Origin of the sequence: Ensifer sp. LC11, from assembly GCF_001695835.1 — a bacterium.
Classification (GTDB): Bacteria; Pseudomonadota; Alphaproteobacteria; order Rhizobiales; family Rhizobiaceae; genus Ensifer.
The window spans coordinates 291,733-317,745 of record NZ_MBSO01000012.1 but is presented as its reverse complement, the minus strand read 5'-3'; the positions used below and the strand labels follow the sequence as shown (position 1 = coordinate 317,745).

Sequence of the window (26,013 nt, the reverse complement as noted above, 5' to 3'; positions counted from 1 at the left end):
CAATATTTTCAGGATCATAGCCCTGTGAATAAGGGTCTCGAGGCTCACGGTTTTCGCACTGCAGCACAAGTTTCCCTTTAACCCTCCCTGATTTCGCCCTATGTTTTAACGCGTTAACGCAGGGAGGGTCTTCCATGGGCCTTACATATTCGCTGAATGTCCTCATGATCAGTGCAGCGTTCGTATTCGTAGCCACGATGCTTTTCATCTGAAGAGCGGCTGCTGAGAGTCCAAACCGAATAGGGACTTAAATTTCCGGGAAACCATTTTGCAGCACCAAGCAAGTTAGACCGCCAAGAGAGCACAAGGTCTAGACGCTGCGACAAACGAGAAAGCGCCTGAAGATCGATCTTCGGGCGCTTTCCTTTTGGGCAATCTTTTCTGCCTGAAGCGGCCATGAAGCGACGGACGAGGCGGTCAAGCAGAGCGGCTCAAATAGGGTATTCAGGCCGGACGGCTCAGGCCGCCGCGCCCGCCACCTTCTTCTGCGGCGCTTCGTGCAGGGCATCGCCAGCGTCCAATACCACCTGCTCGAAACCGACGAGATCCAGCACGGCCGTCACCAGCGGTGAACGGTTCATCGTATAGAGGTGAAAATCGCGCACCCCGCGACGCGCAAGATCGACGATCTGCTCGGCCGCAATATGTGTCGCCTCCTTGAAGCGCTCGACCGGCTGGTCCTCGAGATGCGCGAGCCGCGTGACAATCGCTTCCGGAACGCTGGCGCCGCAGAGACCGGCGAACTTCTGCACCTGGGTCAGGTTGTTGATCGGCAGAATACCGGGCACGATCGGAATGTCGATGCCGGCGCGCCGCACCTGTTCGAGGTAACGTTCGTAGTCATTGTTGTCGAAAAAGAATTGGGTCAGCGCACGGTTCGCACCGGCATCGACCTTGCGCTTCAACATGTCGATATCGGCAGCAACATCCGGGCTTTCCGGGTGCTTTTCCGGATAGGAGGAAACGGAGATCTCGATATCGTCGCCGCGCGCGCGGATCGCCCTTACCAGATCGGCGCTGCTGTCGTAGCCGCCCGCATGCGGCTGGTAGACACTGCCGATACCACCTTGCGGGTCGCCGCGCAGCGCGACGAAATGCCGGACGCCGCAATGGATGTATTCATCGATCACAGCGTCGACTTCCGCCTTCGGCGCACCGACGCAGGTCAGATGCGCGGCAGTGTTGGCAAAGCCCTTCTCCTCGATCATCCGTCGGACCGTCGTCAGCGACCGCGCCTTGGTCGAGCCGCCGGCGCCATAGGTGACGGTCACGAAGGCCGGACCGAAGACGGCGAGATCTTCTGCGGTCTGGAACAGCTGCGCTTCCATCTCATCGGTCTTGGGCGGGAAATACTCGAAAGAAAGCCTCAGATTGCCGCGCTCGGCCGGGTACAGCGTCTGTGCCGTCATATTCAAACTCCCCCCGCCTGGACACGCTGCCGCGGCGTTTCATTCTCGTTTACGGCCCGCCGATCGCGCGCCAGCCAGATCGTCACCGTCAGTTTGCCGTCGTCCGCCCCTTCGGGCGACAGGTCCGTGGTCTTTTCGAGTGCAAGCCCGGCCTTGGCCAGCCAGTCCGCCATCACCTGATGCGAGAAGCCGAGACGGGCATGGGCGTGTTCGTCACGCAGATGCTCGAGCCCGTGCGGCGCGAAATCGATGATGACAAGGCGCCCGCCGGGCATCAGCATGCGGGCGGCCTCAGCGATCGCCGCTTCCGGCTCCTCAAGGAAATGCAGCACCTGATGGATGGTGACGAGGTCGAAGGCCTGTCCGTCAAGCGGCAGGTTGAAGATGTCGCCATGGCGGATCGACGCCTTGGTGATGCCGGCGCGATCGAGATTGGAGCGCGCAACGGCGAGCATGTCGCGGCTGGCATCGACGCCCACGCCGCGGCGATAGAGACCTTCGAAGAGCTGCAGAATGCGGCCTGTGCCGGTCCCGAGATCGAGCAGGCTTTCGACCGGTTCGTCGCCGACCATCTCGCGCAGTTTCGTCTCGACGTCACGTTCGCTCACATGCAGGCGGCGAAGCTCGTCCCAGCCGGCAGCGTTACGGCTGAAATAGGCCTGGGCCTTTTCCGACCGCGCCTTCTTAAGAGTGATGAGCCTTGCCGCGTCGCGTGAGAGCACGGCATCGGCTGCGGAGGCAGCGGCAAGCATTGCCCGCACCAGCGCTACGCGTGCACCGTCCTGCCTGAGGCGGAAATAGGCCCAGGCGCCCTCCTGGTAGCGATCGATGAGCTCGACTTCTGCCAGCAGCTTCAGATGCCGCGAAATCCGCGGCTGCGATTGGCCCAAAATTTCGGTAAGATCGGTGACGGTGAGATCGCCGGCAGCAAGCAGCGCGACGAGACGCATGCGGGTCGGCTCGCCTGCCGCCTTCAGCACGTCCACCAGCGCATCAAGTCCCAGTTCTCCCTGAACAACCATCGCGATCCCCATCAACACATAAAGATATGTTTATGTGATTTGTAATGATGGTGCAAGCGGATTTGCGCGCAGAGGCCAAACAATGGCGCTGGCGGAACAGATCCTTGTGCGCCGGCGTCACGCACAAAAATGACACTAGGGCCGGCTCCCCGAGGTCACGTCCCCAAGGTCACGTCGCCAAGGGAAAAAGCCACCATGGTCACTGAGCGCCCCAGCACGCACATTGAAAGCAACCGGTGCGTCCTCGCCCTTCTGACTGAGGGGTTGGACCACTCGCGCCGCCCACAACGGCGTCGGCTCTCAGGCGGCAGCAGAGGACGAAGCGGCGGGCCCGTGCTTGGCTTACCCAACCACACCATCTCGTCCCCCTCGCCGCACTCTTCCGGCAACAGGATGACACTAACGCCGCACAATCGCCTTTCCGGACGATGCGAAGCGGTTGCCAATGCCGCCCCCTTCAAACCAGGATCAGGCGCCAGGCCTGGTGCCCCCCGATAAACGATGAGCGCCCGGCTCGCATCCGGCAGCAATAGCCCATTCAATGAAAAACGGGCGGAGCTTCCGCTTCGCCCGTCTCGATGGACATAAACAAGCCGCCCGCATCATCAAGCGGTCGCAAGGCATCGGCGCCGCCAACAGGCGGCACCGTCAGTCCGGATCAGCGCGCCAGGCGCTTGGCCGGATCAGCGCGCCAGGCGGTTGGTCAGATCAGCGCGTCAGGCGCTTGTAGGTGACGCGCTTCGGGTTGACCGAGTCCGGGCCGAGGCGGCGGATCTTGTCCTTCTCGTAGTCCTCGAAGTTGCCTTCGAACCATTCGACCTGGCTGTCGCCCTCAAACGCGAGGATGTGCGTCGCCAGGCGGTCGAGGAACATGCGGTCGTGGCTGATGATAACGGCGCAGCCGGCGAAATTTTCGAGCGCGACTTCCAGTGCCGCCAGCGTCTCCGTGTCGAGGTCGTTGGTCGGTTCGTCGAGCAGCAGAACGTTGCCGCCAGCCTTCAGCATCTTGGCAAGGTGCACGCGGTTGCGCTGACCGCCCGAGAGGTTGCCGACCTTCTGCTGCTGGTCGCCACCCTTGAAGTTGAATGTCGAGCAATAGGCGCGCGAGTTCATCTCGTATTTGCCGAGCTTGATGACTTCGGCACCGCCGGAGATTTCTTCCCAGACGGTCTTGTTGCCGTCGAGTGCGTCGCGGCTCTGGTCGACATAGCCGAGATGCACGGTTTCGCCGATGCGGATCGAGCCGCTGTCGACCTGTTCCTGGCCAGTGATCATGCGGAAGAGCGTCGTCTTACCGGCGCCGTTCGCACCAATGATGCCGACGATGCCGCCCGGCGGCAGCTTCAGCGACAGGCCGTCGATCAAGAGGCGGTCGCCGTAGCCCTTGGTGACGCCTTCCATCTCGATGACCACCTGGCCGAGGCGCTCGCCGACCGGGATGATGATCTGCGCGTCGCCCGGACGCTGGTTTTCGGCTGCGTTGACCAGCTCGTCATAGGAGCGGATACGGGCCTTGGACTTGGCCTGGCGGGCCTTGGGGCTCGATGCGATCCACTCCTGCTCGCGGGCGATCGCCTTCTGGCGGGACGCCTCTTCGCGGCCTTCCTGCTGCATGCGCTTGGCCTTGGCAACGAGATAGGCCGAGTAGTTGCCTTCGTAAGGAATGCTGCGGCCACGGTCGAGTTCGAGGATCCAGCCGGTGACGTTGTCGAGGAAGTAGCGGTCGTGGGTGATCATCAGCACGGCGCCCGGATATTCGCGCAGGTGCTTTTCGAGCCAGGCGATCGTCTCGGCGTCGAGGTGGTTGGTCGGTTCGTCGAGCAGCAGCAGATCCGGCTGCGACAGGAGCAGCTTGCAGAGCGCGACACGGCGTTTTTCACCGCCTGAAAGGCTGGTAACGTCGGCATCACCCGGCGGGCAGCGCAGCGCTTCCATGGCCATTTCGACCTGGCTTTCGAGATCCCACAGGTTCTGGCTGTCGATGATGTCCTGGAGTTTTGCGCCCTCTTCCGCCGTCTCGTCGGAATAGTTCATCATCAGTTCGTTGTAGCGCTCGACGATCGCCGTCTTCTTGGCAACGCCTTCCATGGCGTTTTCGAGCACCGTCTTCGTCGGATCGAGCTGCGGTTCCTGCGGCAGGTAGCCGACGGTCGCACCCTCGGCCACCCAGGCCTCGCCGGTGAATTCCTTGTCGAGGCCGGCCATGATGCGCAGCACCGTCGACTTACCGGCGCCGTTCGGGCCGAGGATACCGATCTTCGCATCCGGGTAGAACGACAGATGAACGTTCTCGAGAACCTTCTTCGCGCCGTAGGACTTATTAAGTCCGGCCATGTGATAGATAAACTGACGTGCCATAAGGGAATGCTCCGCAGGGGATAAGGAAATTTGCCCGCTATGTAGGCGAATTATAGGAAGGGGGCAATGATCAAAGGCGTGTACCCCGCCTCCCCCACCTATTCCGAAGCGTGCATACCCTTCGACGCGGCTGGCGCTCAAAGCCAGGGATGCGCCAGAAAGCCAGAACCAAAGCGTGACCAAAGCCAAAGCCGTGGAACGACCTCGGGCGCTCCTTCCGACCCGACGCCTTACCCTCGGCCAGCGGTATCGGCGACGCCCTTGGCGCATTTGAACTCGGTCGGTCCTGCCGCCTGGATCAGGGGGCCAAGGCTCGGTGCCTTCAAGACGTCGCCGGTAAGCCCGATCGTCATCCCGGTAATGATGCTGCGCCCCTGAACCGTCTGGCAGCGCATGCGCACCCGATCCCCGGCGCCGGCGCCAAAGCTCTGGTCGAAGGCCTGCTTGATCGTCACCTCGTCCAGTTCCGAACCGATGCGCTGGCGAAACAGTGCACCGACCGCCGAGCGATTGAGTTCCTCCAACATCCGCAACTGCACGGCGAAATAGTCGTCGACCGAGCCGCTCTGGCAGGTGCCGCTGCGCAGCCACTGGTGCCGGTCGAGCCCCGATTGTACGCCGGGCATGGCGACGAGCAGCCGCGCCGCGGTGTCGTCCGCCATCGCAAGCTTTGGCAATTCCAACCAGTTGCCCTTGCGATCCGTCGCGCGCACCTCTGCCGCCACGCCGCAATAACTCTTGCGCAACGGCCATAGGCCATGCAGCGAGAAGTTGGTGGCATCAAAACGCTCTGCCGTCTGGCTTGCACATTCCTTGCGTTCCGGCCGGGTCTCGCAGAAGCCCGGCTGCCAGCTAACCGCCAATACATATTCGGTGCGGCCGCCCGCCGCTCCCGCGGGGGCCGCCTGGTCGGCCATTTCCTCGCCGGCAGCAAAGGCTGCAGGTGCAAGCAACAACGCCAGCGCCGCTACAACACCTGCCATCGGACTCGATATCGCTTTAAAGAAACTGAACATCATATCCTCCACAGAAACAAAACAGGAACAAATATCGCTCAAAACGGGAAAATTGCAACCCAAAATTATGCCGGTGCCAATTCGCTTGTGACCTCATGCACAACGAGCAACAAGCGGCGATTGCCTTTAGGGTGCAAATCGATTTGAAATCGCGGGTGATCTGTCGATTGTTGCCGGGAGAAGACATGTTCGGGCAGGTGAAGACGCATCAGAGCCCGACCGGTTCCACCTTGAGCTGGCGCCACTTTCCGGCGACTGCCGATGCCCGCGGTATCCTGCTTGTCAGCCACGGCCTTGCGGAGCACTCGGGTCGTTACGCGCGTTTTGCCGAAGCCATGGCCGGCCACGGCTTCCATGTCTATGCCCACGACCATCGCGGCCACGGTGAAACACGCGCACCCGACGCGCCGCTCGGCATGTTTTCGAGCCGCGACGGGCTGGACAAGGTCTTTGCCGACATCAGGGCCGTAAGGGAAATCGCGACCACCGCCCATCCGGGCCTTCCGGTCATCCTCTTTGGTCATTCCATGGGCGGGCTGATCGCGCTCAATGCCGCCGAGACCGACCCCGGCCTTTATGACGCGCTGGCGGTCTGGAACTCCAATTTCCGTCCGGGCGTCGCCGGCCGCGGCGGGCAACTGATCCTCAAGATCGAAAAGGCGCTGAAGGGCTCGGATGTGCCGAGCCCGCTTCTGACAAAGCTTACCTTCGGCATGTGGGGCGGCGCGATCAAGAACCGCAAGACCGATCTCGACTGGCTGTCGCGCGACGACGCCGAGGTCGCAAAATATGCCGCCGACCCGCTCTGCGGCTTCGACGCGACGGTCTCGCTCTGGCTCGATCTCTTCCGGCTGTCCTTCAACGGTGCCCGACCCGATCAGCTTGCCCGCCTCAGGAAGGATCTACCGGTTCACCTCGTGGGCGGCAGCGCCGATCCGTCCACCGAGATGGGCAACGCTGTCCGCTGGCTCGGCAAGAAGATGAAAGCGGCCGGCATGAGCGACGTCACCGTTACCGTCTATGACGGCATGCGCCACGAGACCCTGAACGAGCTTGGCCGCGAACAGGCGACCGCGGACTTTGCCACCTGGTGCCTGGCCGCCGTGGGCAAGAAGCGCTGACCGGAATTCTTGATGACTGACATGCCCCTCCCTAAGATCGCCGCCGATCACAACCGCATCTCCTTCGGCCTGACGCTGATGGTGATCTCGGTACTGTCGTCGCCATTGATCGACATTTTCGCAAAGCTCGCGATCACCACTGTACCCTCGGCCGAAATCACTGCCGTCCGCTTTCTGCTGCAGGTCGTCTTCATCCTGCCGATCGTGCTCTTCCGCGGCAGCCTCTTTGATCTCACATGGAAGAAGACCGGGCTGCACGCGCTGCGTGGCGGCTTGCTGGTCGTCACCATGCTCTCCTTCATCACCACGCTGAAGGTGATGGAGGTCGCCGATGCGATTGCAATCTTCTTCGTCGAGCCGATCATCCTGACGATCCTCGGCAGCATCTTTTTGAAGGAGACCATCGGCTGGCGCCGCTACACCGCCTGCGGCGTCGGCTTTTTCGGTGCGCTGCTCGTCATCCAGCCGAGCATGCAGGAAGTCGGGTGGATTGCCCTTCTGCCAGTTGTCGCCGCCTTCGGCCTTGCCGTGTTCCTGCTCGTCACCCGCATGGTCGCGCAGAACGAAGACCCCTGGTCGATGCAGTTTCACGCCGGCATCTGGGGCGGCCTCTTCTGCCTCGTGCTGCTCTATTTCGGCGAAGGTACCGGCTCCAGCGTCTTCGATCCGGTCTGGCCGGAAGGCGTCACCTGGTACTACCTGCTCGGCGTCGGCGTCACCGCCACCATATCGGGCGTGCTCGGCGTCTATGCCTATCGCGCCGCCCCGGCCTCGGTGCTGGCGCCGCTGCAATATCTCGAAATCGTCTCGGCGACGATCTTCGGCTGGCTCGTCTTCGGCGATCTGCCGGATGCCCTGAAGTGGCTCGGCATCGCCATCATCATCGGCTCCGGCCTCTACATCATCTGGCGCGAACGCCGCGTGCACAAGGACACGAGCGTCGCACCGGTGTCGCCCGCCATCTGACAGGCGATCCAAAAACAAAAGAAAGACCAACGGGAGGAATGAAATGAAAACTGGAGGTCAGCTCATCGTCGATGCGCTCGTCGCCAATGGCGTAAAACGCATCGCCTGCGTGCCGGGGGAAAGCTATCTGGCGGTGCTGGACGCGCTCTACGACACCGACATCGATGTGCTCGTCTGCCGGCAGGAGGGCGGTGCGGCGATGATGGCGGACGCCTGGGGACGGCTGACGGGCGAGCCCGGCATCTGCATGGTCACGCGCGGTCCCGGCGCCACCAATGCGTCCGCCGGCTTGCATGTCGCAAGGCAGGACTCGATCCCGATGATCCTCTTCATCGGCCAGGTACAGAGCGAGGCGCGCGAGCGCGAGGCCTTCCAGGAGATCGAGTACCGCCGCGCCTTCACCGAGGTCGCCAAATGGGTGGGCGAAATCGACGATCCCGCCCGCATTCCGGAATTCGTCACCCGCGCCTTTGCCGTCGCCACCTCAGGTCGCCCTGGTCCCGTCGTGCTGACGCTGCCCGAGGACATGCTGACGCGCAGCGCGGAAGCCCCGGCCGCCAAGCCCTACCAGCCGGTCGAGGGCCATCCGGGTCCGGCGCAGGTCAAGCGGCTCGGCGAGATGCTTGAAAGCGCCAAGCGGCCGATCGCCATCCTCGGCGGCACCCGCTGGACGGCGGAAAGCGTTGCCGAATTCCAGCGCTTCGCCGAGCGCTGGAAGTTGCCGGTCGGCTGCTCCTTCCGCCGCCAGATGCTGTTTGACCATCTGCATCCGAATTACGCCGGCGATGTCGGCATCGGCATCAACCCAGCTCTTGCCAAGGAGATCAAGGAGGCCGATCTCGTCCTGCTTCTCGGCGGCCGCTTCTCGGAAATGCCCTCCTCCGGTTATACGCTGATGGACAGCCCCTACCCGCACCAGACGCTGGTGCATGTGCATCCCGACAGCTCCGAGCTCGGTCGCGTCTACCGGCCGGAGCTCGCGATTGCCGCAAGCCCCAGCGACTTCGTCGGTGCCCTCGAAGGCCTGACGCCCGCGAGTGAACCCGCCTGGTCCGCGCGCACGGAAGCCATGCATGCCGCCTATCGCAAATGGTCGACGCCGCCGGAGACCGGACCGGGTCCGGTGCAGATGGGCCCGATCATGAACTGGATCGAGGCGAACGTGCCTGAAGATGCGATCTTCACCAACGGCGCCGGCAATTACGCCACCTGGGTGCATCGCTTCCACCGCTTCCGCCGCTTTGCCACGCAGGCAGCCCCCGCTTCCGGCTCGATGGGCTACGGCCTGCCGGCCGCAGTTGCCGCCAAGCAGCTTCATCCGGAGCGCGAAGTCATCTGCTTTGCCGGCGACGGCTGTTTCCTGATGCACGGACAGGAGTTCGCGACCGCCGTGCGCTACCGCCTGCCAATCATCACCGTCGTCGTCAACAATGGCATCTACGGCACGATCCGCATGCACCAGGAGCGCGAATATCCCGGCCGTGTCAGCGCCACCGATCTCACCAACCCGGATTTCGCAGCGCTCGCCCGCGCCTATGGCGGCCATGGTGAGACGGTCGAGAAGACGGAAGAGTTCGCCGCCGCGTTCCTGCGCGCCCGCGCCAGCGGCAAGCCGTCGATCATCGAGATCAAGCTCGATCCCGAAGCGATCACGCCGACGCGCACGCTGAGCGACATTAGGAACGGCTGACCAGGCTTTGTTCGAGAGAGGTTCAATCATGGCGCAGACGCGCCGTGATTGGATTCCTGTGACAAGCACAGGAATGAGGGTTGTGGGTGGGCTGGCGACAAGTTGCGCCGTGTCCACGGCGCAGGGGTATGAACCTTCCTATACTCGACGACCGCCCCTACTCCAGCCACTCGGTCGAGAACGCGCCGGCCGCGTGCAGGTCGGTCGTCTCCAGCCGGCCGGGCCCGAGGTTCTCGAATTTGTGCGGCACATTGGCCGGCGCCACGACGATCTGGCCAGCCTCGGCATCGATGGTCCGGTCGCCCACGGTGAAGCGGGCGCGGCCAACGCGCACGATGAAGGTTTCGGGATAGGGATGGCGGTGCAGTTTCGGCCCGTAGCCGATCTCGTCTGTGGAAACGAAGATCACCGAGAGGCCAGCGCCATAGGCGCCGCCCTCGAATTCGCCTTTCCAGACACCGGGCTCATCAGCCCATTGCTCATTCGAAATGAGATGCGCTTCGGCCATGCCGATCCTCCGCGGTTCGTTCAAACGAACGCGGCCGAGCGCGATCTAGGGAACTGGAGCCGGCTCAGCCGCGAATATGCTGGGTCTGCTGGTAGACGGCCGTCGAGCGGGCGCCCGAGCGGCAATAGCCGAGCATCGGGCGCTGGAACTCGTCAAGCGCGTCGACCATGCTGGTCACGGCATCCGCCGTCACGCCCATCGGGCCGACGGGGATATGCTTGGTTTCGATGCCGAGTTCCTCGGCGCGGGCCGCGATGGCATCGAAGGTCGGCTGGTCCGGCGCCTCGAAGTCCGGGCGGTGGCAGACGATGGACTTGAAGCCGAGCGCCTTGATCTGGTCGAGATCCTCGACGGTGATCTGGCCGGTGACCGAGTATTCGTCGTTGATCTGGCGGATGTCCATGGTCGTCTTCCCTCAAGGAAATGTGGTGGCCACTGATGTAGGCGCAGCCTCATCTCCCGTCAATTCAAAAGCCGTGGCTCAGACGACGGCAAAGGCGATCGCATAGCTCCGCACCTCACCCGGCAGGAGCGGCGTCAGCTCGCCCGCCGTCTCAAGCACCGGCCGCTTGGCGATGCGATGCGACACCGGCTCGATGCTGATCACGTCGGCCTCGCCGCGCTGGCAGCGCCACATCTGCAGGAAGGGCAGCGTGTCGGCCCGAAAGCGCACCCGAACGTCTCGTCCGCCGAGGCCGGCAAGTCCGGCCAGTGTCACCTGCGACCAGCCGTCAGCATCAACGGCCGCGGGAAGACAGAAATGCGCGCTCTCGCCATCGCCGAAACACCAGCTACGCTCTCCGCTCTCGATCGAGGCACTGACGATGCGGGTGTCGGGCCCGAGCAGCCGGCCGGCAATGTTGAGGTGATACATCATCATCGGCGGAAAGGCGACGCTCCCGATGTTGATGATGCGATCTTCGAGCAAAACTTGCTCACGCTCCGCATCGATCCGCCAGCGCCGCTCGACCCGCGCCTGCCCGCCACCAGCGAGCGCAACGTCGATCGTCGCTGTGCATTCGTGGCCACCCTCTCCCATCTCCGTGTGGCTGACTGCCGTCCCGGCAAGCGAGCCGTGCAGCGGATAGCTGGCACCGCGCTCGTCGCCCGTGACCGGTTCCGGATGGCGGATATGCTCGGGACCACAGGTGAAAAGAAAGCCCGCAAGTGCCCGGTCGATGCGGGGATCCCCGTCGGACGGGATTGCAGTACCCGGCGAAAGATCGACGCCGTCGACGACGAAGGCGGCGATGTCGAGCGCCGACAACCGGTCGAAGAGCACGTGATTCTCTTGGTCGTCCCTGGGCTCGCCGAGTGTCTTCAACATGCCGCTTCTCCTCAAAAAGGTCGAGAATCACTGCAATCACAAAGCGATGATACCGGAGGAAAGACCCATTTCATCGGTTGAAGCTTGAGATCGCTCCGCCTAGATAGAATTTAACCGCTTGTTCATGATGAATTCATTTTTTTCACATTAACGTCGAAATCGAAATGTACCGCGCCACATTCACTATAATGAAGACAGGTTCTTACGTGACGTCAGCGACCCGCATTGGCCTCTCGCTCCTCGCCGCAGCCGGCTTTCTTGCCGTGGATCTGACGGCCGCCTTCGCGCAGGACTATCGCGGCTCCAACCGCTATGGCGACGACGTCATGCTGGTGACGCCCGACGGCGAAATCCTCGATTATGTGCCCGGCGCCGACGAGGTGCAGACCATGCGCGACAGCCGCGGCCGCACGCTTCTGATCGACAGCTGGGGCAATGTGGTCGCCACCGTGGTGCCCAGTCGCGCCCGGCAGGGCGACTACGGCGGCTACCGCCGCCAGGGCGACGTCGACATCTACTCGAACCAACGCAACCGCGAGCGCGGCTATGGCTATTCCGAGCCCGGCGACGTCACCGGCTCCATTCCCGATTACCGTGATGTCGTACCGCCGTCGACCGACGGCAACGAGTTGCCGAACAGCCTGCCCGGGCTGATCGACGGCACCGAGGAGGCGTCGATCGATCCGAACGACGGCAACCCGATGCGCCAGTCGATGCCGCCGGCGCTGTCGGTCAAGAGCAAGTCGCGTGCTGAAATCACCGCACTGCAGGTCTTCCTCGACCGCGAAGGCTTTTCGCCTGGCGTCATCGACGGCAAGATGGGCTCGAACGTCACCAAGGCGATCGAGGCCTGGCAGCAATCGACCGGCGAAACGCTCGACCCCAACAACACCGACGACATTCTCGAGCGGCTGCGCATGAGCGGCGGCATGCCGATCACCAGCTATACGATCACGGCCGCCGATGCCGCCGGCCCCTATGTCGCGTCGATCCCGGAGGATTACGCGCACAAGGCGATGCTGCCGCACATGTCCTTCACCTCGACGACGGAAATGCTCGGCGAGAAGTTCCATATGGACGAGGCCTATCTGCGCGAGCTGAACCCGGGCGTCGACTTCACCGTCCCCGGCACCATCATCAAGGTCATCAATCCGGGTCAGAACAAGACCGGCAAGGTCGCCCGCATCATCGCCGACAAGGCGCGCAAGCAGGTGCTGGCCTATGACGACGCCGGCAAGCTGATTGCCGCCTATCCGGCAACGATCGGCTCTTCCGACACGCCGTCGCCGTCAGGCACCGTCAATGTCGAGCGCATCGCGCTCAATCCGGGTTATACCTACAATCCGAAGATCAACTTCAAGCAGGGCAACAACGACAAGATCCTCACCCTGCAGCCGGGGCCGAACGGCCCGGTTGGTACCGTGTGGATCGCGCTCTCGAAGCCCACCTACGGCATTCATGGCACGCCGGAACCATCCAAGATCGGCAAGACCCAGAGCCACGGCTGCGTGCGCCTCACCAACTGGGACGCGACCGAGCTTGCCAAGATGGTGAGCGCCGGCGTCACGGTCGAGTTCGTCGACTGACAGAACGCCAGGGCAAGCGTTGTTTTCGCGCTTTTTTTCGCCATTTCCCCCAATTGGGTGAGTGACTTCGCGCCTGCAGCATAGATGATGGGGCTGCCTGATCGACCATCCACGACGGGCACCCTTGTTAAATGTCTTTGCGCCGGCGCCTGGCGTTCGGCAAAACCTTTTCAGATGTATCCATTTGCGAAGACCGCAGCTGCCGACGACCCAGCTGCGGTTCTTTTTCAAATGACTGGTTCAAATGCTGGGCGACGGTCCCCTCGCACGCTTCCCTTGCATCATGACTTCATGAAACATTGTCATGAGAATTTTCCCGGCGATCCGCTATCACCTGATATATCGATGACAATGGCCGGCATCGCGGCCGCACACGAAGGAATTGCCTGGATGGCGACGGAGCGCACCCTGCCCAACCTCTGGCATGCGACGGCACCGGCCGCGCCCGAAACGAAGCCACTTAACCGCGAGATTGCGACTGATGTCGCCATCATCGGCGGCGGCTTCACCGGCCTCTCGGCCGCCCTCCACCTCCAGGAAAAAGGTGTCAAGGCAACGGTCATCGAAGCGAAGATGATCGGCTTCGGCGGTTCGGGCCGCAATGTCGGCCTCGTCAATGCCGGCATGTGGGTAAAACCCGACGACCTGATCTCGACGCTCGGCCCTGACGCCGGCAACCGCCTGCTGACCGAACTCGGCGACGGCCCGTCGATGGTCTATGCGCTGGTCGAAAAACACGGCATTGCCTGCGAGGCGGTGCGCAACGGCACGCTGCACATGGCCGTCGGCAACGAAGGTGTCACCGAGATCAAGGACCGCGAAGCCCAATGGCAGAAGCGCGGCGCTCCGGTCGAGGCCCTCTCCGCCGAACGCGCGCATGCCCTGACCGGTGCCGAAGGCTTTTCCGGCGCCCTGCTCGATCGCCGCGCCGGCACCATCCAGCCGCTCGCCTATGCCCGCGGGCTCGCCCGCGCAGCGCTTGCCGCCGGTGCTGAAATCTACACCGACACCCCGCTCACCGGCGCCGAGCGAAAGGGCGACAACTGGGTGCTGAAGGCCGGAAACGGTGTTGTCCGCGCCAGACATGTGATCCTTGCCACCAACGCCTATGGCGGCCTGTTCGCCGAGAGCCCGTGGCAGGCGCACACCCAGGAACTGACGATCCTGCCTTACTTCCAGTTCGCCACCAATCCGCTGCCGGACGCTGTGGCCGCCCGCATCCTGCCGGAACGCCAGGGCGCCTGGGACACCGGTCTCGTCATGACCTCCTTCCGCATGGATCAGCAGAACCGGCTGATCTTCGGCTCCATCGGCCGCCTCGACGCGATCGCCGAAGGCACGCACCGCGCCTTTTCCGCCCGCTCGCTGCGCAAGCTCTTCCCCTTCATCGGCGATTTCCGCTTCGAATACTGGTGGGACGGTCGCATCGGCATGACGACCAACAACCTGCCGGCGATGCACACGCTTGCCCCTGACGTCGTTTCCGTTAGCGGCTACAACGGCCGCGGCATCGCGCCGGGCACCGTCTTCGGCCGCGCGCTGGCCAACCACGTCACCGGCGAGGCTTCAGCGATCCCGCTCGCCGAAACGCCGGTTACGCCGGACACCTGGCGCACGGTGAAATCGGCCTTCTACCACGCAGGCGCCCAGGCCAAGCATTTCATCGACCGGCGGTTTTGAAGGCTCCCGGCGTTGGAACGGCGTAGTCTCAGACTGAATCTTGAATATCGGATTCCCGCGGTGTAGCGTCCACCGCGGGTGCCCATCCAAACCTGCTGCCGGGTTGAAGGGCCGCGGAACTTTACTCGACGACCATGTTCATCAACGTCGAAGCGTAATCGGCAGACTTCGACCAGGAGCATCGGATCGTCTCATGCTGCACCCGCAGGTTAGGTTCTCGCCGTCCAACATAGCCGCCCTGAAGAAGTCCCTCCGGGATCATTACCCTCACATCAAGTCATCGCATTTCGACGAGGCAATCGCCGCATCGCTCGGCTTCAAATCCTACGCGGCATTGCGCCCGGCGCTGCTTCAGGTCGGCAGCCACGCCCGATTGATCGTCGTTACCGATCATATGTTGCTTCTGCTTCGGCTGGAGGAGCTGGGATATCGGGACATCGACGCCGGGAACCTGCGCCAGCTGATGTGGAGCATCGCGTTCCCTGATAGTTGGTACGATCATCACCTTGAAAAGGCCGTGACGAAACGCAGAAGGCCGACAGCGGCCAATTCGCAGTAGCGCGGCCAGCCCACTCCTGCCGACGGTGGCGAGCGTTGAAGGCCTGCGCACGGCAGACGTCCTCGATGTCGAGGCTTCAAAAACCGCTTGTGATTTGAGATCAGTCGGCTTAACCTGAACCGATTGCACATCGCAAGCAGACCTGTGGGCGAAGGCGCCATTCGAGACAAGGAACTGGCCATGGCTAAGCTCGTGTTCGGAATGAACCAGTCGCTGGACGGCTATGTCGATCATATGTCCTTTGGGCCAAGCCCCACGCTCTTCCGCCACTTCATCAAGGAGGCCGAGCAGCAGGCGGGCAGTCTATACGGTCGCCGCATCTACGAGATCATGCGCTATTGGGACGACGAGCATCCCGAATGGGGTCCGGACGAACAGGCCTTCGCGGCGGCGTGGCGGAAGCAGCCGAAATGGGTCGTCTCGCGCTCGCAGCCATCCGTCGGCCCCAACGCCCGGCTCGTCGAAGGGGATCTTGGCGGTGCTGTCCGCAAGCTGAAGGCTGACCATGAAGGCGAGATCGAAGTGGCCGGTCCCGTCTTGGCGCAAAGCCTCACCGAGCTCGGGCTGATCGACGAGTACCGGATCTACCTGCATCCGGTGGTGATCGGTGGCGGCAATCCCTATTTTGCCGGCCCCCGCCCGCCGTTGCGCCTGGTCGCGCATGATCGCGTTGACGAGAATGTGGTCAGGCTGACCTACGTTCCCGCTTAGTCTTGCACCCGCTACCCCAACACACCAAAACGCCTCGGGCCATTACTGACCCGAGGCGTCGTTGTTCAAGACGGGCTTTGTTCAAGCCGCAGCGCCTTTGTCGCCCGCTCGGTCCGCAAGCTCTTCCCCTTCATCGGCGACTTCCGCTTCGAATACTGGTGGGACGGCCGCATCGGCATGACCAGCAACAACCCGCCGGCGATGCACACGCTCGCCCCTGACGTGGCCTCCGTCAGCGGCTACAACGGCCGCGGCATCGCCCCCGGCACCGTCTTCGGCCGCGCTTTGGCAAATCACGTCACCGGCGAGGCTTCAGCGATCCCGCTGGCGGAAACGCCGGTTACGCCCGACACCTGGCGCGGCGTGAAGTCCGCCTTCTACCACGCAGGCGCCCAGGCCAAGCATTTCATCGACCGGCGGTTTTGAGCACCTCCTGTCATCCAACGAAAAACCATCTGGAGCTGGTTCCGGCATGGGCGAAAAGCGTTTTTATGACCGCTCTTGGCCCATTGCTGCCGTTCCCCGGTGAATCGAACGGCAGCAATGGGTGGAATGCGGAAGTTAGACGACGGGAGCTGAATGGGCGCGCGTCTCCGGACATTCAAGACACCCGATTGGCAGTGTCGGATTCGGCTACCCAGCAGATATTCCTAAATGAACGTGGATGCGCCGCAGTCGCTGCTCCTTCTTAGCTGCCACCATTCCCGCTCGGCGTCGGAAAGCCGAAGAGAGAAGCGGATCCCTTTGGGTGCGACATCAGCGCATTCGCTCTGGCTTTTTCGCTCCTATCCTGATTCGCCCGGTTCCAGATCGCTTTCGCATCTGTTTATCTGGCGATACTGTAATTTCTCGGCGGAGGGGCAAGCGTGGAACGTCGCCTTACCACAATAATGGCTGCTGATTTGGTTGGCTATTCTCGTCTCATGGCGGCGGACGAGGAAGGCACCATTTTGCGGCTGCGCGATGCGCGAACCTGCGTGATTGACCCCGCGATCATGGAAGGCGGTGGCCGCATCGTCAAAACGATGGGCGACGGCCTCCTGGTCAATTTCCCATCGCCAGTATTGGCGGTAAGAGCGGCTCTTCTAATGCAGCGCACCTTGATCTCGCGCGAGTTTCCTCAAGGGGAGGAGCGACGTCTGCGTTTCCGGATCGGAGTTCATTTGGGAGATGTGGTGATCGATGGGGACGACATCCTCGGCGACTGCGTCAACATCACTGCGCGTTTGGAAACCATCGCACCGGCCGGAGGGATCTGCATATCTCGTGCAATCTACGATCATGTGAAAGGCAAGATAGAGGCTGGGATGACGTGGCTCGGGCCACAGGCCGTTAAGAACATCCCCGAACCAGTTGACGTGTGGCAGGTCGAGGTAGACGGCACGGCCCCCAGCCCGGTTCGGCTCTCTGGACAGGAACGTGCCTCGGTCGCAGTTCTCCCATTCCAGAATTTTTCGGCTACGCCCGATCAGGACTTCTTTGTCGACGGACTGGTCGAAGACGTCATCACGGAACTTGGGCGCTTTCGATGGTTGTTCGTGATCGCTCGCAACTCGACTTTCGCCTACAAGGGAACAGCCAAGGACGTACGCAAGATCGCCCGGGAACTTGGTGTGCGCTATGTCGTGGAGGGATCGGTTCGGCGGTCGGGTGATCGGTTGAGGATCACTGTACAGCTAATCGACGCGCTGTCCGGAGCACACATCTGGGCCGAGCGGTGGGATCGTCCGATCGCCGATTTTTTCGATGTACAGGACGAGATAACGCGCCGGATTATCGCGGGCATCGAACCAGAACTGGGAGCGCACGAGCGGGGCCTCGCCCTCGCCAAATCGACCGATAACCTTACTGCTTGGGAACTTTGTCACCGCGGCCTTGCTGAATTGCTTTCCTTCGAAGAAGGCTCTCAAGCCACTGCCGAGAAGTTCCTTCGACAAGCGCTCGAACACGATGCGAATTTCGCACTTCCCTACGCCTATTTAGCTCGCCAGCGATATGCACTCGTCCTTTGGGGGCGTGCGGCAGACGGGCCTGTCGCTGTCAAGGAAGGACTATCGTTCGCCACGAAAGCCTTGGAAATCGACAGGCGGAGCGATATCGCGTACGCGATGATGTCGCTCCTTCTTACGGTGGACGGGCGAGCAGCTGAGGCCATGCCTGTCGCCGAACAGGGCCTTGCATTAAATCCCAACTACGCGTTTCTTCACTTCGCACATGGCATGGCAGCCGTGCGGCTCAGGGACGCCGATACGACGATTAGAGCCGCACAAAATGCCATCGATCTCAGTCCTCACGATCCATCTATGTTTGCGTTCAAGACACTACTCGGTATTGGCTTGATGCTGAGAGGCAAGCCCGATGACCTCTCAACGGCCCGGATGCATCTACGGGAAGGCGCGTCCTTCGAACGCACAACCTATTATCCATTCATCGGGGCAGCGTTGCTCGCCCTCAGGGCGGGGAATACCGATGAAGTGAGGATCTGGATCTCTGATGCTTTGAAGAAATTTCCAAACCTGAATGCGGAATACGTCCGACAGGCGGCTCACCCATTCTATGAAGGCAGCCCCTACTGCGACTACCTCGACAGGTTGATCGAGCAGGGGCTCCCTCCGGGAGAGAAGCGTCTGATCGAAGAATAATCGCGTCACTTCTAGTTATTGCCCGCAACGAACGCCCCCTCTCCACGCCTTTCGCGTCGTTGCCGCCGTGCAGCGGCAATGACCGGTTCGGGTCGGGACGCGACCTTCGCGCCATCAATAGCAAAGGTCCGGAAGTGGCGCAAAGAGGCCCCGCGCTGCCCCCCATTCCGGAGGCAGGCGCGCGTTCATAAGAGCCGATGGCCTAGCATGCCGATAAACAAAACGCCCCGGATCATCCCTGACCCGAGGCGCCATATCTCAAACCTGAGCGCGCCTTCACGCCGCCGCGCGGTAACCCGAACCGGCACTGACCTGCACCTGGCCAGACGTCCGGAACGCCCGCAACCGCGTGGCGATGTGCTCGGCCTCGCCGGTCAGCGCCTGGCTTGCGGCATTGGCCTGTTCGACCATCGCCGCGTTCTGCTGGGTGATCTGGTCCATCTGGGTAATCGCGGTGTTGACCTCCTGCAGGCCGGTTGCCTGTTCGGCGGTGCTGGCGCGGATGGCGCCGAAGACGGAGCTGACTTCCACCACCTGCGCCACGATCTGCTGCAGCGATTGGGCCACCTGGTTGACCGAATTGACCCCGTCGTCCACCTGGCCGCGCGACTTGGCGATCAGCCCTTGGATATCCTTGGCCGCATCGGCGCAGCGCTGGGCCAGTGCGCGGACTTCGGAGGCGACGACCGCAAAGCCCCTGCCCGCCTCGCCGGCGCGCGCCGCCTCAATTCCGGCGTTGAGCGCCAGAAGGTTGGTCTGGAAGGCGATCTCGTCGATCACGTCGACGATGCGGGCGATGCTGGCAGACGAGGTCTGGATCTCCTGCATCACCTCGATCGCGTGGCTGACGATCTCGCCGCTTTGCTCGGCATTGGCACGCGCGGCAATCACGGTCGAGTTCGCCTGGTTGGCGCCTTCGGCCGTCTGCTTGACGGTGCGCGTCACCTGTTCGACGGCGGCCGCCGTCTCTTCAAGGTTCGCCGCCTGCCGCTCCGTGCGCCGGGCGAGATCGTCGGCCGCAGCCGCGATTTCCTTGGCGCTGGTGTGGATCTGGCTGGCGCCGGCCTCGATGCCGCCGATGGCGCGCGAGAGTTCGCCGATCGCATGATTGAAATTCTCGCCAAGCTCCTGGTAGGCGACCGGCAGATCCGAGCCGATGCGTGCCGTCAGGTCGCCATCGGCGATCTTCTTCAGCGCCGCGCCGAAGGTCTTGCTGATCAGCGCACGTTCGGCCGAAAGCACCTCTTCCTGCACGGCACGCTGCTTGGTGACGTCGGACGCATCCATATAGACCGAGATCGACAGATCCATATCGAGGAAGACGCCCTTGATCAGGCTCGACAGCATCGCGCCCATCTCGTCAGCCGAAACAGTACGACGCGAAAACAGGCCGGCCTTCGGCCAATGGGCCCTGACGATTTCGGTGATCAGATGCTCGGCGATCAGCGCATAGCCGCCGATGTACCAGCGCGGCTCGAGCCCGATGCGCGCATGCACCTGGCCGATGGTGCGCACCTTGGCGCTGTACTCTTCATTGAAGTTGGCGTCGGCGATATTGGCCCAGTGGCCAACCTGCGCGCCCTTGGCGCGGTCGATATGGGCGTCGGAGGAAAAGAAGCGCTTCGTCTCGGGTGTCGTCTTGACCCTGCCATAGAACCTGTCGAGCGCGGGCTTCAATTCCTTTTCGAGGATCGGCTTCAGCGCCTTCAGGCTCGTTCTGGCGGCGTCATCGAGCGCCATGAAATTCAGACGACCGGCAATGTCTTGCGTTCCGGCAGCGGCGTGTTCCGTTTTCATGCGCGACTTCCCTGCATGCTCTACGGCACGTTTCCTTAAATCGCATCGATTTGAGGACAAACATGCAGCAGTTCAAAGTGATACAGCGACCTTTGCGCGTCCGGCGCGCGGGCGCTGTAGTGGATCATGGAGACAGGATCGGCGGCGCAAGGCGTCTGTGATCATGGCCGCAGTCATGGCGGCCGAATTGCCCGATTGCGAAGATCGCCGGGGCAAGCTGTGTCCTTGGTCACTGTTAGAAGCACAGGGTAAAGGAAGCCTTACGGCCGACAGCTATTTCGCGAAGGCTGAAATGGGATTCAACCGGAACTGACGAACGTCAATTCCGGTTGAAGCATAAAAGAATGAGAGACTTAAGCCGCGCGACGCGACGCCCAGGACGGCATGCGCGCAGCCCAGGAGCGGCGGGCCTTCACCGGCATCAGCGCCTGCACTTCCTTGGCAAGCGCAGCCGCATTCTCGCAGGCCTTGTCGAGATTGCTGACGCGGGTCGGATCCATTGACTGCAGCGTGCCGCCGCATTCGAAGATCTCGCGATAGGCGGCGCGTTCGACGATCGGGGTGTCGAGCACCGAGACGCCGCGCTCGGCAAGCATCGTCTTGATCGTCTGCAGCGCACGCGTGGTGACAAGCGAATTGACGCGAGTGAGAACGACCGAATGGCTGATGCGAAGACCCGAGCGGTCCTGGATGTGGCGGATGAGTTCGAGGATCTGGGCAGCACCCTTGGCATCCATGGCACAGCCCTGCACCGGGATCAGCACCTGGTCGGAGATGGCCAGCGCCAGCGCGACGATCTGGTCCTTGGCGCCCGCGAGATCGATGACGATGTAATCCGCCTCGTCCTTCATCTCGCGGATATGACATTCGAGCGAGCCGGGCGTGATGTGCGAAATGACGGTGAGATTGGCGATGTGGCCCGAGGCCTCGGCCCAGCTGGTGATCCAGCGCTGCGGATCGGCATCGAGGACGACCACCCGGTGTCCCTGCCGCGCCAGCTCCGTCGACAGGATCAGTGCCGCGGTCGTCTTGCCCGCGCCACCCTTTGCATTGGCGAAAGTGATGACCGCCATGATATTCCCCATTCTCTGCATGTTCCGCGCGAACCACAAAGCCAGGGCCGGTGGTTCGCTTCTTAACGAAACCTTACAGAAGATGGTTAACGAAACGGTAACGAACGCACGTCAAACCTGACAGTCGGGCCGTCGGCGACCACCCGCGGACACGCTACCGCATGCCTCGTACCCCATTCCGCGATGTCCGATTGCGCCCCATAGATGGAGTGGTTGATCCTTCTTGCAAAGAAAGGTTGTATGGAAGCTTGGCGCCCTCCTTGTGGCGGCTCCTCCATTCATTTCCGTGCGAAAGGCTATGTCGGTGGATATCAGGCAACGTATGCGACAGGTTCTCGAGGCCGAGGCTTCAGCAATCCTTGCGGTCGCGATCGATGAGCATTTTGAGCAGGCTGCCCGCGTCATCCTGGAATGCCAGGGAAAAGTGCTCACCACCGGCATCGGCAAGGCCGGCCACATCGCCAACAAGTTTGCTGCGACCTTGTGTTCGACGGGTACGCCGGCAGTGTACCTGCATCCGGCAGAAGCGGCACACGGCGATCTTGGCGTGGTCGGCAAGAACGACGTGATGATCGCGTTCTCCACCAGCGGCAAGTCACGCGAGGTGCTGGAGATCATCGAGCTTTCGACCCACCTCGGGGTCACGAAGCATATCGGCGTAACCTCGCATCCGGACTCCCTTCTGCGTGAGAGCTGCGACATCATCATCAACATGGGAGACGTCGAAGAGGCGGGATGTCCGATCGGCATGACGCCCACCTCCAGCATCGCGGTCATGTTGGCGGTCAGCGACGCCATTGCGATGGCCGTCATGGAAGCCAGAGGTTTTACCCGAAGCGAGTATGGAGCGCGCCATCATGGCGGCTACCTGGGGCGGCTGGCCCGTCTCGACAACGTGTAGCGCGACAACCGCGGAGATTTGCGCGGACGGCGAGAAAGTGTCACACCCGGACGGGAACCGGCTCGACCGTCCTGCCGGCGCGATAGCACATCGACGAGAACGGCCCGTGCCGCACGGCCTCGCCTGTCGGGCTGAGCAGCCTCAGCACGTCATTCGCAAACGCCTGTGCATTCACCTGCGCCTTGGCAAGGTTGCTGACCCGGTTCGCATCGAGCGAATAGAGCGTATCGCCCTGCTCGAACAGTTCGCGGAAGGCCGTCCGCTCGACAAGCGGGGTATCGACAAGCCGGATGCGGCTCTCGGCGAGCAGCAGCTTGACGGTGCGCATGGCCCGCGTCGTCACGATCGGGTTGACCCGCGTCAAGAGCACAGCGTGATTGATATCGGCGCGCGCATTGTTCTCGATGTAGCGGATCAGCTCCAGCACCTGGATGGCGCCGCGCGCATCCATGACGCAGCCCTGCACCGGGATCAGCGTCAGGTCGGAAAGCCCGATCGCCAGCGCTACGAGCACATCGGCCGCACCGGAGAGGTCGATGACCACATGCTCGACCTGGCCGCGCAGCCGTCGCAGATGATCGCTGAGCGTGCTGGTGGTCACCCCGGAGGTAATGGAGAGGCGGTCGTCATTGCGGCCGTGGCGGAACCAGTCGGTCATGCAGGCAAGCGGATCGCAATCGAGAACCGCCACGCGATCGCCACGCCGGGCGAATTCACAGGCAAGCAGCAAGGCTGCCGTTGTCTTGCCGGCTCCCCCCTTCGCATTCGCGAGGGAAACAATCGCCATCGGTCGACCCTAACTCAGCGCGGGGGCCGGACATTGCCCGAGCCCGTACATACGCACACCCTAAATCAAGCATTCCAGACTGCGGTAAACAAAGCGTAAAGGAAACGCCCCGCTGGGCCCGAAACGTGACAGTTCGATGACAATTAGGTGACAGATCGGCCGCAATGGCAAATGGTATTTCGGGTTAGCTAAACCGAATGGCCGACGCCTTTGCCGGGGGCAAAGGCGCCGGCAATCGTTTAGATGCACTCGCGGAAGAGCTTCTTTGCGGCGTCGAGCGTCAGTTCGACCGGGTTGCCGCCGGCGGTCGGATCGACGATCGCCATCTCGGACATCTCGTCGATGCGGTCGGTGCCAACGCCAAGTGCTGAAAGCTTGTCCGGAACGCCGAGTTCCTCGCGCAGCTTCAGCACGTAGTCGTAGAAGCCATCGAAGCCGCCGGAAATGCCGAGATAGGCGGCAGCGCGCACGATCTTGTCCTCGATCGCTGGGCGGTTGAAGCGTAAGACCGGCGGCATCACCACCGCGTTGGTCATGCCGTGATGGGTGTTGTAGATCGCGCCCACCGGATGCGACAGCGAGTGGATGGCGCCCAGCCCCTTCTGGAAGGCGACGGCCCCCATCGCAGCCGCACTCATCATGTTGGCGCGGGCCTCGATGTCGGCGCCGTCCTTGTAGGCGCGCGGCAGATACTCTTTCACCAGCCGCATGCCTTCGAGCGCGATGCCGGCCGACATCGGGTGGTAGAAGGGCGAGGAATAGGCTTCCAGGCAATGGGCAAAGGCGTCCATGCCGGTACCGGCGGTGATCACCTTCGGCATGCCGACCGTCAGTTCCGGATCGCAGATCGTCACTGCCGGCAGAAACTTCGGATGGAAGATTACCTTCTTCACGTGGCTTGCCGAGTTCGTGATGACGCTGGCGCGGCCGACTTCCGAGCCCGTGCCTGCTGTCGTCGGCACGGCGACGATCGGCGCGATGCCCTCGACGCTCGCGCGCGTCCACCAGTCGCCGATATCCTCGAAGTCCCAGACCGGGCGGCTCTGGCCGGCCATGAAGGCAACGCACTTGCCGAGGTCGAGACCCGAGCCGCCGCCGAAGGCGACGACGCCGTCATGGCCGCCATCCTTGAACGCCTTGACACCCGCCGCCAGATTGACATCGTTCGGGTTCGGATCGACGTCAGCGAAGATCGCCCGGCCGAGACCGGCGGCTGAGAGAATGTCGAGCGCGTTCTGCGTGATCGCCATCGGCGCCAGGCCCCGGTCGGTGATCAGAAGCGGCTTCTTCATGCCGGCCGCCTTGCAATGGTCGGCAAGCTCCTTGATCCGGCCGGCACCGAACTTGATGGCGGTCGGATAGCTCCAGTTGGCGGTGATGGTCATGCGGTGACTTTCTTCAGATGGTAGGATTTCGGACGGGTGAGGTTCTGGAAGCCGATGACCGACAGCGAGCCGCCGCGGCCGGTTTCCTTGACGCCGGTCCAGCAAAGCGCCGGGTCGAGATAGTCGGCGCGGTTCATGAACACCGTGCCGGTCTCGATGTCGGCGCCGATGCGGGCGGCACGCTCGGCATCCCTGGTCCAGAGCGATGCCGTCAGGCCGTACTGACTGTCGTTCATCAGCTCGATCGCCTGGCTGTCGCTCTTGACCTTCATGATGCCGACGGCCGGCCCGAAGGTTTCCTCGCGCATGAAGGCCATGGAATGGTCGACATTGGTCAGGATCTGCGGCGCGAGATAGGCGCCGCCATCATCCTGCGGGAACAGTTTCGGATCGATCAGTGCCTTGGCACCTTTCGAGACGGCATCGGCGATCTGCTCGCGCACGGTCGCGGCGAAGCGCTTGTTGGCCATCGGCCCCAGTGTCGTTTCCGGATCGAGCGGATTGCCGAGCTTGTAGTTGGAAACCCAGGCGACCGACTTCTCGACGAAGGCGTCATAGAGCGTCTCATGCACGTAGATGCGCTCGATGCCGCAGCAGCACTGGCCGGAATTGTAGGTCGCGCCGTCCATCAGTGTGTCGACGGCCGCGTCGAGGTCCGCATCCTCCATGACGTAGCCCGGATCCTTACCGCCAAGCTCGAGCCCGAGGCCGGTAAAGGTGCCGGCAGCCGCGCGCTCGATCGACCGTCCGCCCTCGACCGAGCCGGTGAAGTTGACGAAGTCGAAGCTCTTGGCGGCGATCAGCGCTGCCGTCGTTTCATGGTCGAGGAAGATGTTCTGGAAGACGTCGGCGGGAACGCCGGCTTCGACGAAAGCGCGCACCATGCGCTCGCCGACGAGGATCGTCTGGCTCGCATGCTTGATGATGACGGTGTTGCCGGCCATCAGCGCCGGAGCCACCGTGTTGATCGCCGTCATGTACGGGTAGTTCCAAGGTGCCACGACGAAGACGACGCCATGCGGCTCGCGGGCGATGCGGCGCTCGAAGCGGTCGCTTTCTTCGATCACCAGCGGCTTCAGCGCATCGGCAGCAATCGTTGCAACATAGTTCGAGCGTTCGTTGAAACCCTTGAACTCGCCGCCGTAACGCACCGGCCGGCCCATCTGCCAGGCAATCTCCGGCACCACCTCGTCGACCATCTCGTTCAGCCGAGCGACACCGGACAGGACCAGGTTGACGCGCTCGTCGAGCGGGTGGCGCGCCCAAGCCTTTTGCGCCTGCCGGGCGCGCGAAACCACCTGCTTTGCCAGCTCCAGCGGCATGGCCGGGCGTTCTGCGTAGACCTCACCGTTAACCGGCGAAATGCACTTGATCATGCTCATGATCGTTTTCCTGTTTGTTCCATCAGAATTCTCGTTCGGTGCTGCGGCCGCCCCTCATCCGGCCTGCCGGCCACCTTCTCCCCGCCAGCGGGG

The 26,013-nt window shown here is 62.5% G+C and carries 22 protein-coding genes and 1 pseudogene; 11 read left to right on the top strand and 12 right to left on the bottom strand.

Annotation, left to right across the window (positions count from 1 at the left end; genetic code table 11):
• Positions 1–458 precede the first annotated feature (458 nt).
• The 4 genes from metF to BBX50_RS10185 form a co-directional block, all read right to left on the bottom strand.
• Positions 459–1,409 (bottom strand): methylenetetrahydrofolate reductase [NAD(P)H], encoded by a 951-nt coding sequence (gene metF, locus BBX50_RS10200; RefSeq protein ID WP_065775185.1) that lies wholly within the window; start codon positions 1,407–1,409, stop codon positions 459–461.
• A gap of 2 nt (positions 1,410–1,411) precedes the next feature.
• Positions 1,412–2,431, bottom strand: coding sequence for a metalloregulator ArsR/SmtB family transcription factor (locus tag BBX50_RS10195; protein WP_065775184.1), 1,020 nt, complete (start codon positions 2,429–2,431; stop codon positions 1,412–1,414).
• A 708-nt stretch (positions 2,432–3,139) separates the two neighbouring features.
• Positions 3,140–4,789, bottom strand: coding sequence for an energy-dependent translational throttle protein EttA (ettA, locus tag BBX50_RS10190; protein WP_065775183.1), 1,650 nt, complete (start codon positions 4,787–4,789; stop codon positions 3,140–3,142).
• Positions 4,790–5,019: 230 nt separating this feature from the next.
• Positions 5,020–5,772 (bottom strand): ribonuclease, encoded by a 753-nt coding sequence (locus BBX50_RS10185; protein WP_065775442.1) that lies wholly within the window; start codon positions 5,770–5,772, stop codon positions 5,020–5,022.
• A 218-nt stretch (positions 5,773–5,990) separates the two neighbouring features.
• Between BBX50_RS10185 and BBX50_RS10180 the strand changes: the two genes are divergently transcribed.
• The 3 genes from BBX50_RS10180 to BBX50_RS10170 are packed head-to-tail and all read left to right on the top strand — an operon-like array spanning position 5,991 to position 9,582.
• Positions 5,991–6,926, top strand: a complete 936-nt coding sequence (locus BBX50_RS10180; protein ID WP_065775182.1) for an alpha/beta hydrolase — start codon at positions 5,991–5,993, stop codon at positions 6,924–6,926.
• A 12-nt stretch (positions 6,927–6,938) separates the two neighbouring features.
• The gene (locus tag BBX50_RS10175) at positions 6,939–7,892 is read left to right on the top strand and encodes a DMT family transporter (RefSeq protein WP_065775181.1); all 954 of its coding nucleotides are present in this window, start codon (positions 6,939–6,941) and stop codon (positions 7,890–7,892) included.
• A gap of 43 nt (positions 7,893–7,935) precedes the next feature.
• The gene (locus BBX50_RS10170; protein ID WP_065775180.1) at positions 7,936–9,582 is read left to right on the top strand and encodes a thiamine pyrophosphate-binding protein; all 1,647 of its coding nucleotides are present in this window, start codon (positions 7,936–7,938) and stop codon (positions 9,580–9,582) included.
• A gap of 157 nt (positions 9,583–9,739) precedes the next feature.
• Here the strand turns inward: BBX50_RS10170 and BBX50_RS10165 are convergent, their stop codons facing one another.
• The 3 genes from BBX50_RS10165 to BBX50_RS10155 all read right to left on the bottom strand — a co-directional run bounded on the left by BBX50_RS10165 (position 9,740) and on the right by BBX50_RS10155 (position 11,417).
• Positions 9,740–10,090 (bottom strand): cupin domain-containing protein, encoded by a 351-nt coding sequence (locus tag BBX50_RS10165; protein WP_065775179.1) that lies wholly within the window; start codon positions 10,088–10,090, stop codon positions 9,740–9,742.
• A gap of 64 nt (positions 10,091–10,154) precedes the next feature.
• Positions 10,155–10,493 carry a TIGR01244 family sulfur transferase gene (locus BBX50_RS10160; protein ID WP_065775178.1) on the bottom strand — a complete coding sequence of 113 codons (339 nt, stop codon included), beginning with the start codon at positions 10,491–10,493 and terminating at the stop codon, positions 10,155–10,157.
• Positions 10,494–10,571: 78 nt separating this feature from the next.
• Positions 10,572–11,417 carry a DUF4432 family protein gene (locus BBX50_RS10155; RefSeq protein ID WP_065775177.1) on the bottom strand — a complete coding sequence of 282 codons (846 nt, stop codon included), beginning with the start codon at positions 11,415–11,417 and terminating at the stop codon, positions 10,572–10,574.
• Positions 11,418–11,581: 164 nt separating this feature from the next.
• Between BBX50_RS10155 and BBX50_RS10150 the strand changes: the two genes are divergently transcribed.
• The 6 genes and pseudogenes from BBX50_RS10150 (at position 11,582) to BBX50_RS10125 (ending at position 18,595) form a co-directional block, all read left to right on the top strand.
• On the top strand, positions 11,582–13,003 hold the full coding sequence (locus BBX50_RS10150; protein WP_065775176.1) for a L,D-transpeptidase: 1,422 nt from the start codon (positions 11,582–11,584) through the stop codon (positions 13,001–13,003).
• A gap of 390 nt (positions 13,004–13,393) precedes the next feature.
• Positions 13,394–14,683 (top strand): FAD-binding oxidoreductase, encoded by a 1,290-nt coding sequence (locus BBX50_RS10145; protein WP_065775441.1) that lies wholly within the window; start codon positions 13,394–13,396, stop codon positions 14,681–14,683.
• 193 nt (positions 14,684–14,876) lie between these two features.
• Positions 14,877–15,242: a hypothetical protein gene (locus tag BBX50_RS10140; RefSeq protein WP_065775175.1), complete on the top strand. Its 366-nt coding sequence runs from the start codon at positions 14,877–14,879 to the stop codon at positions 15,240–15,242.
• A gap of 180 nt (positions 15,243–15,422) precedes the next feature.
• The gene (locus BBX50_RS10135; RefSeq protein ID WP_065775174.1) at positions 15,423–15,953 is read left to right on the top strand and encodes a dihydrofolate reductase family protein; all 531 of its coding nucleotides are present in this window, start codon (positions 15,423–15,425) and stop codon (positions 15,951–15,953) included.
• A 93-nt stretch (positions 15,954–16,046) separates the two neighbouring features.
• Positions 16,047–16,379: pseudogene (locus BBX50_RS10130) on the top strand (FAD-dependent oxidoreductase); the annotation flags it as partial.
• Positions 16,380–16,819: 440 nt separating this feature from the next.
• Positions 16,820–18,595, top strand: coding sequence for an adenylate/guanylate cyclase domain-containing protein (locus tag BBX50_RS10125; RefSeq protein WP_065775172.1), 1,776 nt, complete (start codon positions 16,820–16,822; stop codon positions 18,593–18,595).
• Positions 18,596–18,871: 276 nt separating this feature from the next.
• Here the strand turns inward: BBX50_RS10125 and BBX50_RS10120 are convergent, their stop codons facing one another.
• On the bottom strand, positions 18,872–20,392 hold the full coding sequence (locus BBX50_RS10120) for a globin-coupled sensor protein (RefSeq protein WP_065775171.1): 1,521 nt from the start codon (positions 20,390–20,392) through the stop codon (positions 18,872–18,874).
• Positions 20,393–20,555: 163 nt separating this feature from the next.
• Between BBX50_RS10120 and BBX50_RS30260 the strand changes: the two genes are divergently transcribed.
• Complete coding sequence (locus tag BBX50_RS30260) at positions 20,556–20,705, top strand: hypothetical protein (RefSeq protein WP_161490866.1); 150 nt, start codon at positions 20,556–20,558, stop codon at positions 20,703–20,705.
• Positions 20,706–20,745: 40 nt separating this feature from the next.
• On the opposite strand, the gene BBX50_RS10115 is transcribed toward BBX50_RS30260, so the two are convergent.
• Positions 20,746–21,465 (bottom strand): ParA family protein, encoded by a 720-nt coding sequence (locus tag BBX50_RS10115; protein ID WP_065775440.1) that lies wholly within the window; start codon positions 21,463–21,465, stop codon positions 20,746–20,748.
• 322 nt (positions 21,466–21,787) lie between these two features.
• Between BBX50_RS10115 and BBX50_RS10110 the strand changes: the two genes are divergently transcribed.
• The gene (locus BBX50_RS10110) at positions 21,788–22,366 is read left to right on the top strand and encodes an SIS domain-containing protein (protein WP_083213639.1); all 579 of its coding nucleotides are present in this window, start codon (positions 21,788–21,790) and stop codon (positions 22,364–22,366) included.
• Positions 22,367–22,406: 40 nt separating this feature from the next.
• Here BBX50_RS10110 and BBX50_RS10105 read toward each other — a convergent pair whose 3' ends face one another.
• The 3 genes from BBX50_RS10105 to BBX50_RS10095 form a co-directional block, all read right to left on the bottom strand.
• On the bottom strand, positions 22,407–23,153 hold the full coding sequence (locus BBX50_RS10105) for a ParA family protein (protein ID WP_065775170.1): 747 nt from the start codon (positions 23,151–23,153) through the stop codon (positions 22,407–22,409).
• 239 nt (positions 23,154–23,392) lie between these two features.
• The gene (locus tag BBX50_RS10100) at positions 23,393–24,538 is read right to left on the bottom strand and encodes an iron-containing alcohol dehydrogenase (RefSeq protein WP_065775169.1); all 1,146 of its coding nucleotides are present in this window, start codon (positions 24,536–24,538) and stop codon (positions 23,393–23,395) included.
• Entirely contained in the window at positions 24,535–25,920 is a 1,386-nt protein-coding gene (locus BBX50_RS10095) for an aldehyde dehydrogenase family protein (RefSeq protein ID WP_065775168.1), read from the bottom strand. Before BBX50_RS10095 ends, BBX50_RS10100 begins: the two co-directional genes overlap by 4 nt.
• Between the last annotated feature and the right edge of the window lie 93 nt (positions 25,921–26,013).

Coding starts and splice junctions, on each gene's coding strand:
- BBX50_RS10175 (WP_065775181.1), top strand. CDS start 6,939: ATGACTGACATGCCCCTCCCTAAGATCGCCGCCGATCACAACCGCATC.
- BBX50_RS10165 (WP_065775179.1), bottom strand. CDS start 10,090: ATGGCCGAAGCGCATCTCATTTCGAATGAGCAATGGGCTGATGAGCCC.
- BBX50_RS10120 (WP_065775171.1), bottom strand. CDS start 20,392: ATGAAAACGGAACACGCCGCTGCCGGAACGCAAGACATTGCCGGTCGT.
- BBX50_RS10100 (WP_065775169.1), bottom strand. CDS start 24,538: ATGACCATCACCGCCAACTGGAGCTATCCGACCGCCATCAAGTTCGGT.
- BBX50_RS10180 (WP_065775182.1), top strand. CDS start 5,991: ATGTTCGGGCAGGTGAAGACGCATCAGAGCCCGACCGGTTCCACCTTG.
- BBX50_RS10170 (WP_065775180.1), top strand. CDS start 7,936: ATGAAAACTGGAGGTCAGCTCATCGTCGATGCGCTCGTCGCCAATGGC.
- BBX50_RS10185 (WP_065775442.1), bottom strand. CDS start 5,772: ATGGCAGGTGTTGTAGCGGCGCTGGCGTTGTTGCTTGCACCTGCAGCC.
- ettA (WP_065775183.1), bottom strand. CDS start 4,789: ATGGCACGTCAGTTTATCTATCACATGGCCGGACTTAATAAGTCCTAC.
- BBX50_RS10140 (WP_065775175.1), top strand. CDS start 14,877: ATGCTGCACCCGCAGGTTAGGTTCTCGCCGTCCAACATAGCCGCCCTG.
- BBX50_RS10155 (WP_065775177.1), bottom strand. CDS start 11,417: ATGTTGAAGACACTCGGCGAGCCCAGGGACGACCAAGAGAATCACGTG.
- BBX50_RS10105 (WP_065775170.1), bottom strand. CDS start 23,153: ATGGCGATTGTTTCCCTCGCGAATGCGAAGGGGGGAGCCGGCAAGACA.
- BBX50_RS10150 (WP_065775176.1), top strand. CDS start 11,582: ATGTACCGCGCCACATTCACTATAATGAAGACAGGTTCTTACGTGACG.
- BBX50_RS10195 (WP_065775184.1), bottom strand. CDS start 2,431: ATGGTTGTTCAGGGAGAACTGGGACTTGATGCGCTGGTGGACGTGCTG.
- BBX50_RS10160 (WP_065775178.1), bottom strand. CDS start 10,493: ATGGACATCCGCCAGATCAACGACGAATACTCGGTCACCGGCCAGATC.
- BBX50_RS30260 (WP_161490866.1), top strand. CDS start 20,556: ATGGCCGCAGTCATGGCGGCCGAATTGCCCGATTGCGAAGATCGCCGG.
- metF (WP_065775185.1), bottom strand. CDS start 1,409: ATGACGGCACAGACGCTGTACCCGGCCGAGCGCGGCAATCTGAGGCTT.
- BBX50_RS10115 (WP_065775440.1), bottom strand. CDS start 21,465: ATGGCGGTCATCACTTTCGCCAATGCAAAGGGTGGCGCGGGCAAGACG.
- BBX50_RS10095 (WP_065775168.1), bottom strand. CDS start 25,920: ATGAGCATGATCAAGTGCATTTCGCCGGTTAACGGTGAGGTCTACGCA.
- BBX50_RS10110 (WP_083213639.1), top strand. CDS start 21,788: ATGCGACAGGTTCTCGAGGCCGAGGCTTCAGCAATCCTTGCGGTCGCG.
- BBX50_RS10135 (WP_065775174.1), top strand. CDS start 15,423: ATGGCTAAGCTCGTGTTCGGAATGAACCAGTCGCTGGACGGCTATGTC.
- BBX50_RS10145 (WP_065775441.1), top strand. CDS start 13,394: ATGGCGACGGAGCGCACCCTGCCCAACCTCTGGCATGCGACGGCACCG.